At 56.2% G+C, this 8,557-nt stretch carries 3 protein-coding genes; 1 reads left to right on the forward strand and 2 read right to left on the reverse strand.

Annotated elements, in window-relative coordinates; all coding sequences use genetic code 11:
• Window positions 1-2,154 (reverse strand): AAA domain-containing protein (locus H5U08_RS05440; protein ID WP_297031050.1); only part of this gene is annotated, 2,154 nt, incomplete at its 3' end.
• A gap of 1,078 nt (window positions 2,155-3,232) precedes the next feature.
• Here H5U08_RS05440 and H5U08_RS05445 point away from each other — a divergent pair.
• A complete protein-coding gene (locus H5U08_RS05445; protein WP_297031052.1) occupies window positions 3,233-5,620 on the forward strand; it encodes a hypothetical protein in 2,388 nt (795 codons plus the stop codon).
• 697 nt (window positions 5,621-6,317) lie between these two features.
• On the opposite strand, the gene H5U08_RS05450 is transcribed toward H5U08_RS05445, so the two are convergent.
• Window positions 6,318-8,557: alpha-L-fucosidase (locus H5U08_RS05450; protein WP_297031054.1), on the reverse strand; the 2,240-nt coding region annotated here is incomplete at its 5' end.

Raw genomic sequence — 8,557 nt, forward strand, 5'->3', positions numbered from 1 at the left:
AACGCTGACAGTCTGCAAAAATGTGCTGTGTTCCGACAGCCGTTTGACGACCTCCAACCAATTCCGGATCAGGGGCAACCAGTTCGGCTGTTTGCCCCCGGCAAATTCGTGGATCACCAACTGGAGGGCTTCCCCCAGTACGGTCGAAGCCTGCCGGATCGTTCGACACAGTTGGGTCAAACCAGCCCACAGTTGTTCGATGGTGTCGTCAGGAAGATGTTTGAGATAGCTCGCAATGTTCCCGTCAATGAATGTACCGAGTTCCCGTGTTTGGGCTTGGAACGCGGCGTGGTCTTGAAACAAGGCTTCAATCTCTTCGGTGGCGGGAAGCTCGGGCCCGGTTTGGGCCCACACCAGGCTTTGCTTTCGATCGGGAGTCAACTCGACATGCCAATCCGCGAAGAATTCCAGCTCGTCCTCAGACAGCGGAAAATGCGCTCTGGGGCCTTCCTTCGGCAGCCACCGGTATTTGGAAGCACGTTTGTTAACCTTTTGAGCGATATGAGCGGCCGTCCCGGTGTATCCGCCAGGCAGTGTACGGTCCACCCGAGTTTCTGCTTCGCGAACGTCGCAGAGTTCTTTTTCCAACCGTGCTATTTGATCACGGCAGTCGCGAAGCTTTTCGGAAAGCCTTACGATTTCGGCGTTTTGAAAGAGTTCGTCCCACTGTTCGGCCCTGCGGACAATCCGTTGGACCGAGTCCTCCATGAGTTTGAGCTCGCTGCGCGAGTTTCCCAGCGCGATGACGCAGAGATCCCGAATGTCCTCCGGTAGCATGTCACGGAGCACCGTCAAAGCCTTTGCCGACTGGGCCGTGATCAACAGGCGATGCCCCTGAGCAAGGAGATGACAAATGAGGTTCGCGATCGTTTGGCTCTTACCTGTTCCGGGTGGGCCTTTCACCAGCACGCACGGCTGTTCGGAAAGCCGTTGGGCAATCCGACGTTGCTGGTCATTCGATGGTAAGGGAAAATAGAGTTCTGTCTCCGGGACAGGGGAGCGAGGCGATCTCCTGGAAGTTTTGCGATTACCTTGAGATCCCGAAACGAGGTCGGCTTCTTCGTGGGCCGCAGCTCTTCCTTCTAAAAGCAGCGTCTGCCATGGTCGAGTTTCGCGCAGACGGCCTTCCTCAAATCCCGTGATAAGCTGAAGGACCGTCTCTTCATAGCCTGTGAAAACGCGACGCCGCAGGGCAAGGGCCGGAGCGAAACGAAGACTTAAGGGGGCCTGTCTTTCGCCTCGAGGCGACATCGCTACCGGATCGATCACGATCTCCGGAGAAAGGTGGTTGCCCACCAGATTCAGTAATTCCTCGATGAGCGTCCGCTGGGTGAGATTACAGTCGAGCTCCTGCAGTTTGTCCTGCAGAGGAGTCTTGGTAAAGTCCGGCCGAAGGTGGGAAGGGAGAAACGTGAGATCGAGTTTGAACTGGGTAAAGTCCCACGAAGGCCGCACCAGGAGTTTCCCTCTGATGGGTTCGAGGACAATGTCGGCCGGGGCCACGAATAAGTGGCGGCGGTAAAACTGGCCGTCGATAATTCCTTCCAGCAGTCCGAACGCCATAACCAGTTCGGACGTCTCGTCGGTACTACTGGAAAGACGTCGCATCAAATCCAGTTGCGAATAGAGACGCTGGCTTTCGTACCACAGAGAGTAGCCCGCATGCCAGGGGCGCCACTTTTCCAGATAATGGGCGAACGCTTTCTGTACCTCCGGGTGATCCTCGAGGCGTTCCCACGCTATCGAGTCGTCTTCGTTCTGTTCCCTGGCAGAACTGAACAGGGGAGCCGGGGGATGCGTTGGCGACGGGATTTCTGAAAGGAGTTTGGGCTCGTTTTCTGACGGATGGCGCAGCGAATACGGATAATCCGCAATCCAGGGCTTCAGTTGCTCCGGAGGATCCGGCATTGCCGGTTCCCTCAGCTTTTGCATTTCCAACCACAGCTCAATATCCGTTTCGCTCTCGTTATTCTCACGAAGCAAAGGAGAATAAATCCCCTGGGCACCGCGTTTGAGTGCCCCATCCAGATCTGCCCACCACAGGAGATGGTCATCCTTCGAATAGGTGGTGCCGCTCCGCCGTCGGAGTCCAGAGTAATCCCGTAAAAACTTCAGAGTTGCCAATGTTTTTTCTCGAAGAGTTGGTGTTGTCATTGGCCTGTCCACTTTTCAGAAAATTTTTGATGGTTGGATGAGGTTGTCCACCTTGATGGCCCGAAGGCATGACGGGACTAAATACACTATAAATCAAACCCGACCGGACCACCAAATAGCAAAAACGGGGGGCAACCTCAGTGAACCCATCGCCCGGTAATGGCTTCAGAAGAACCGATACAACTGCGACGGACGCTTCAGCGCCCACAGACAGCACCGTTGCTCCGGTTTGCCCCATGGCTTCCTGTAAGGTGCCATAGCGGAGCCGCCTGATACCGATCGCCACACGGCATGCAAGCGAACCGCCGAGGGCACGCTTGATTATTTCGTCTCGGGGACGTGCGAACAAGCACGCAGCGTCCACAGGCGGCACCTTACAAGCCGGGGCTCAAAAGTACTGTCCACACGGACCTTCTCTCTCAAGCAGGGCGTGAACGGAAAAACACTTGTACTGCGATCCCATAGGGACGCCTGCGGAATATTCGTTTACTTCCTTCTACGTTCCATGTCTTTCGATTCTAACATTCAGAATGGCTTTTTCCGGCCGTTTGCAGGAAGCCTGCGCAGCTCGGGACAGGCTGACACGACACAAAATGCCGAGACAGATAGTGTAAACATTCGCCAGTGAATTATGGAGTGAAAAGCTCCCATTTCGTGTTTTTGGGCTAAAGAATTGAACTCGGCAAACGGGGAAAGACACCTGCAAAGCGCCGGAAGTAGTAGTCAAACTCATCACTGGTCAATCAATCGGGCTTATCGCCGACATGCGGCGTTACCCATGGAAGTCAAAACTTCGGGCATGGTGTGGAGGCAGACCAACCGGCCATTCGCAACAGTCAATTCCTTTCGATTGGGGAGGACACGAATTAGTCCACACCAGCGGACGTGTGGGTTTAGGCATTCGGAAACGCGGTTTGAGAAAAGTTTCGTTCTTCCAAAAAACCTGACCTATTTGCTTATGTCCACTGCGACAGTTGAATTGTGGCGTAGCAGATGGTATCACGTTTGCAGAATGGAATTCGTAGCGCAGTGGGAAGGACGCAACGACCACGTTCATACGTGTCGGAGGGTGTTGGGTATGTGGAGAGGTCGCGGAAAAATCGGCACAGTGTTCACGAAATGGGAAGTTATGCTGGTGCTGGTTTCGGCATGGGGGGTGTGCTCGGCCCTTGGCCAGTCCGAAGAACAGCCTCCGTGGCAGCAGACGGCTGAGGGGCTGCGTTATACCAGTACGTGGATCGGTTCTACCTGGCCAGGTGGGCCACTTTGGGTTCAGACTTCCATCAGTGGTCTAGCTGTCTTGCCTGATGGGACGTCGGTGACGTGTAGCCCGTGGGACGAAGCTCACCGTGAGAATACGATCTACGGACACGACGGAAATATCATCGCGGGTGTCGGTGGTTCTGAATCGCGTGCCATTGCAGCGGACTCGCGTTATGTTTACACGCGGGTCAATCGGACGGTCAATGGGAAGCCAATGCAGGGGGTCGCACGGTACTTCCGGGATCAGTTTTTCGAGAAGCAAGGGCCCCGGGGACTTTATTCGATGCGGTGGTGTCGACCTGCTCCGTTTACCGGTGGTGGTGGACCGGACGGCAACGAACGGTATCTTGTCGAGTCCGTGCCCTATTTGTCGGGTGCAAAGCGGATCGCGGAAGTCGCTGCTCATCCGGAGGCAGCCGAGAAGTACCGACACGCGCGACCGCAGATCACCGGCATGGCATCTGATGGCGCACTCTTAGTAGTAGCCGAAGACATAACGCACCATATTCATATGATCGACTGTGACACAATGCAGTGCGTTCGGGATATTCCTTTTCGCTACCCGGGCCCGGTCGCGCTCGTTCCTGGTGGGGGCCTTTGGGTGGTTCAGCGTCCGCAGCAGCCGGTGGAAGTGCCGGTTTGGCTGCCCTGGTCGGAGGTGGGGGAATATGTCCTGGTGGAACTGGATCGTCTTGGCCGTCCGACGGGGCGGGAAATCCGCGACGTCAAACTACCGACCGCGATTGCGGTCAGTCCCGACGGCCATCGGCTACTGGTGGCTGATAGCCATCCTGAACGCCTCCAAATCCTGATCTACGACCTTACCAGTGCGGTGCTGAAGCTGATCCGGCAGTTTGGCCAGCCCGGCGGTGTCTATGCAGGGCCGGTTCCTGGTCGACGAGGGCCCGACCGTCTTAATTACCTGTCAGGTGTGGGCGAAGATAAACACGGGTGTCTTTTTGTAACTTCGCGGGCACCGTCGGGAAGTTGGATTCGTCGCTATCAATCCGACGGCACACTGGCCTGGGAGCGATACACCGCCACGTTCATGAATGGAGCGGCTGCTGTACCGAATACCGATGGTTCACGCGTTTTGATCGGCCGTGGTGGGTCCAACTTGCTCAGTACAGACTACGAACGAGCATCCGGTCCGCTGGACGAATGGATCGCCGTCACCTGGGACCCTTATCGTTATCCGCACGATGTGCGCAAACATGGCTTCCGCCTGTACAAGTTGCCGAATGATCGCATTTACGTCGTTATCAATGATATCGAGTCTGGGACGTTGGTGTTGCGCGAAGAGCCGGGCTCTCACATCCTCGTGCCGTCGCTGTACATGAACGGCGGACAGTACCACGGAAATCCAGACCGTCTCTACCCGCCGGATCATCCGGGCAAGCATCGGTTCATGTGGCGTGATGTAAACGGCAACGGTCAAATCGAGAAAGACGAGTACGTGTTCGTTGGTCCCCACCATAATGCCAGAAAATGGGCGTTCGACAGCAAGGGCGACCTCTGGGAGTACCACGCACAGTCGAATCAAAAAGGATTGGTGCGTCACAAGCTGCAGGGGTTCGATCCGCACGGGAATCCTGTGTACGACTTCACGTTATACCGAGAGGTGGGTCGCGATCCACGCGGTAGGCCGCGCTACGAAGTCGATACCGAGCGGGTAGAGTTATTTCCAATTCCCTCCGCCTTGGACGAGTTGCGGGAGTGGATCTACGATGCGGATCGGGACGTGATGTTTTTGTTCGGTTTTCCTCCCGAACTGCCTTCGGAGTGCCGGAATGTATGGTCTGTTGGTTCGGTGGCCTTGCGGGTGGAAAACTTTACTACCGGACCGCAGGTAACGAGCCAGATCGCTTTGCCCTACGGAAAACCTGAAGAGCAGGGCAGAAAACCGGACGCCGGCAACGTGATCCGTTCCGTTGCTGTGGCTGACGACCTGCTCTTTGCGGCTATAACCAGGACCACCATGCAGGGGCAGGTGTGGGTCTGGAATACGCGAAGCGGCCGCTTTCTCGGTGTCCTGAAGCCGGGACCCACCTTGTGGGGCGAGACGTCTCTCGTTGACATTCCGGAGGCCGTCCACGCCTTCCGTCGAGGTAACGGAGAATACGTCGTTTTCGTCGAGAATAACTGGAAAAACTTACAGATCGTTTACCGTGTTCAGGTGCCGTCTATTTCTCATGGCGACTGATTTGTGTCGCACCAACGTGACGGACTCGAGCACCGCCCGTAGTCAGACAATTCATTGTGCCGTTCGCGAATACGATGGCATCTTCGCACCGATCCCAACAGGGCTCCCTGAGGTTGGGCAAAGCGAGGCTCTGAGACTGTGGGGCGTCACATCAGGCTTGAAGTTTTTTCATTGCGGGAAGTACGTTTCCTTTGTCCATTTTTTGAGCTGGACAAGAGTCTTGCGGGAAAGCGGAACTTTCAGACTCGCAAATGCCCGTCGATCTCTCTATTCGCGTTCCCTTGGGAAAACCTGCTCCCTCCGCCGCGCTTTTTGTTACCCAAGCCGTCGCCTTGGCCATTGTTGTCATTAGAGGTCGCCGTCGCGACTGGGATCGTTGACCGGGTGGTCGCCATATCAAGCTGCCGAGCTACGCTCGGACTCAAGACTCACACGCTGTTGACCGCCGAGGCGAGTCAGCGCACCATGTCAAAACGTCAGAGAATTTTTGGGATTTTCAGAGTCCGGCCGCGAAAACGCAAGCCAGTTGACTATCCCTCGCACCGCTTCCAAGTTGGCGAAGCCACTGCTGCGATGAGAAACAACCGGTAGAGGCACTTCGCTCGAATCTTTCGCGGCTTGTCTTTGGGCGTGTGCTTGCTCAATGCGCCCCAGGGTGTGATACCCGGCGGGTGTGCGGCAGCAAAAGGGCAACGAGTCACCGGGTAGGGCCAGGAACGAGTTCGGCTGGTTGGTTGGCATACATAAGAATCTCAATGGCGTTTGTGACTGCGGAACGGTCCCCGCGGTGGCCGAGCCGTGCTCGCAGTTGCTGAACGGCCATCCAGGTGTACGGTGCCTCCAGACCTCGCCGGTTGTGATAGTGGTTGTAAACTCGCTCGTACATCGGTCGGAGACGCCCTCGGGCAATGCTCGAAATACTCTTGTAATAATAGCGGCCCTGATAACTTCGGAAGGGCTCGTAAGGAACGTCGTAACCCAGATTGTAGCGCGCTGTATACTCGAATCCTTTAAGCAGGCGATTATCGAGCGCTCCGTAGAGGTCGATCCCCTGAATCCATGCGGTCTCACACGTAGCTGCGAGAAAATCGAGGCCCATCTGGGTATGGGCCTGATCGCGACCGCTTTCCTGGGCCTGCCCGGAAGGCCTGATGTAGTTTCCAATGGCGCCGTTGCCCTCTCCGTGGAGAAAGTACTCAACAGCTCTTTCGAACATCGCCCGATCGTCCAGAAAAACTCCCATCGCAATCATCGTCTGAAGCATGGCGGCGTCCCAATTCCCATTAGCCGTGGGATAGAAGTCCTTGATGAGGGGGTACCAAATTTCGCGAAGCATTCGGGCGAATTCTTTTTGCTGCTCCACAGGCCAGCCGTTCCAGGTATGTTTGATGATCTCGGCAGCGACGACATACCGGTAGCCACTCATTCCCACCAGGAGCCGGGCATCATGATTGCTGATTGATTCCAAGGTAGTCGCCCAAGCGTGCAGGATTTCCGCGGCTTTGCGGGCGTGGGCTTCCTCCCCGCTCAGCACCCAGCAAAGAGCGTGAACATAGGCCGCCAACCCGTCGGCGGTAAACTCGGAGGAACCGATGTCCGGGTGATTGGAGGGACCACGCTCCACATGGGCCCGCGGACGCGGCTCCCAGGATAACGATGCTTCTCGGGAAGACCGAAGGACGTTCCATGCGTCCCACCAGGGTTGGTCGTGTGCGGCAATCCGCTCGCGAACGAAAGCGAAAGTCGCCGCCGTGTGGGCCACACCGGGATGCACAAACTTGCCAGAGTTGCCCGGCGAACTGGTCAAATAAATTGCTGGCGAACGACCTTGACCGAGCACGCGAAAAACATTCCCGCCCGCCTCTTCCGTCCGTCTCTTCGTGTCGATCGCACTGCTGTCTGCGTCCATGTTGACCTGAAGCGATCCCTCCAGGTCAAGCCGTATCACAGTGACCACAGGATCCGGAAGTTGTGCGGGAAGAAGGAGTTCCACCCCGGCTGCAACACGCCGAGCAGACACACTTTCACCGGTGGCGAGAAGACGGGCTTCGCGGACGGGGTTTTTTAAACCCGGCAGAAGCACATGGCCGTCATCTGGACGCTCGAACAGATGTACGTAGATAATTGCTCCTTCCGCAGTGTCTTTTCGGGTACAGCGCCCCCATGCGAAAGGCCGCCATGGACTTGCCTTCGTCCCGTATATGGCTTCGCTGTTCACTTTCATCCAATTCCCGATAGCGCGAAGCCGGTCCACTGCCTGGGGCAAAAGCGTGCCGTCCCCCGTGGGGCTTACATTGAGTAGATAATTTCCCCCTTTACTGACGATGTCCACCAGATTGCGGATGAGTTGGTCACTCGATTTGAAATGAGTGTCGGACTTCTTGTACCCCCAGCTATCGCTGATGGGCATACACACTTCCCAGTCCACACCTTCCGGCGGGTTGTCAGGTATTTTCCGCTCGAAAGTTTGGAAATCGCCCGGATAGTCTTTTCCCAGTCGGTCGTTGATGATGAGACCGGGCTGTAAAAACCGGGTGGCGTAGAGCGCGTCCAGGGCCTCCTTGCTCATCTGTCGGGGGGTGTCCCACCACAGGATACTAATGGGTCCGTATTCGGTAAGCAGTTGGCGGACCTCCGGGAGCGCTTTTTCCCGGACATACACATCTGTACTCACACGTTTGAGGGTTCTGTCCCATGTGTTGCCAATTCCACCCGGATGATGCCAGTCCTGAGCCTGTGAGTCATAGAGACCGAATCGCAGACCATGTCGCCGGCAGGCCTCAGCAAGTTCGCGCACAATGTCTCGTTTGAAAGGCGTGGCCTCCACAACATTGAAACGGTTGGCCCGAGACGCAAACATGGAAAAACCGTCATGATGTTTTGCGGTGAAGACAATGTAGCGCATTCCCGCCTCTTTTGCCAGGCTTACGAGAGCGT

The sequence above is a fragment of the Thermogutta sp. genome, assembly GCF_014359955.1.
Lineage (GTDB): Bacteria > Planctomycetota > Planctomycetia > Pirellulales > Thermoguttaceae > Thermogutta.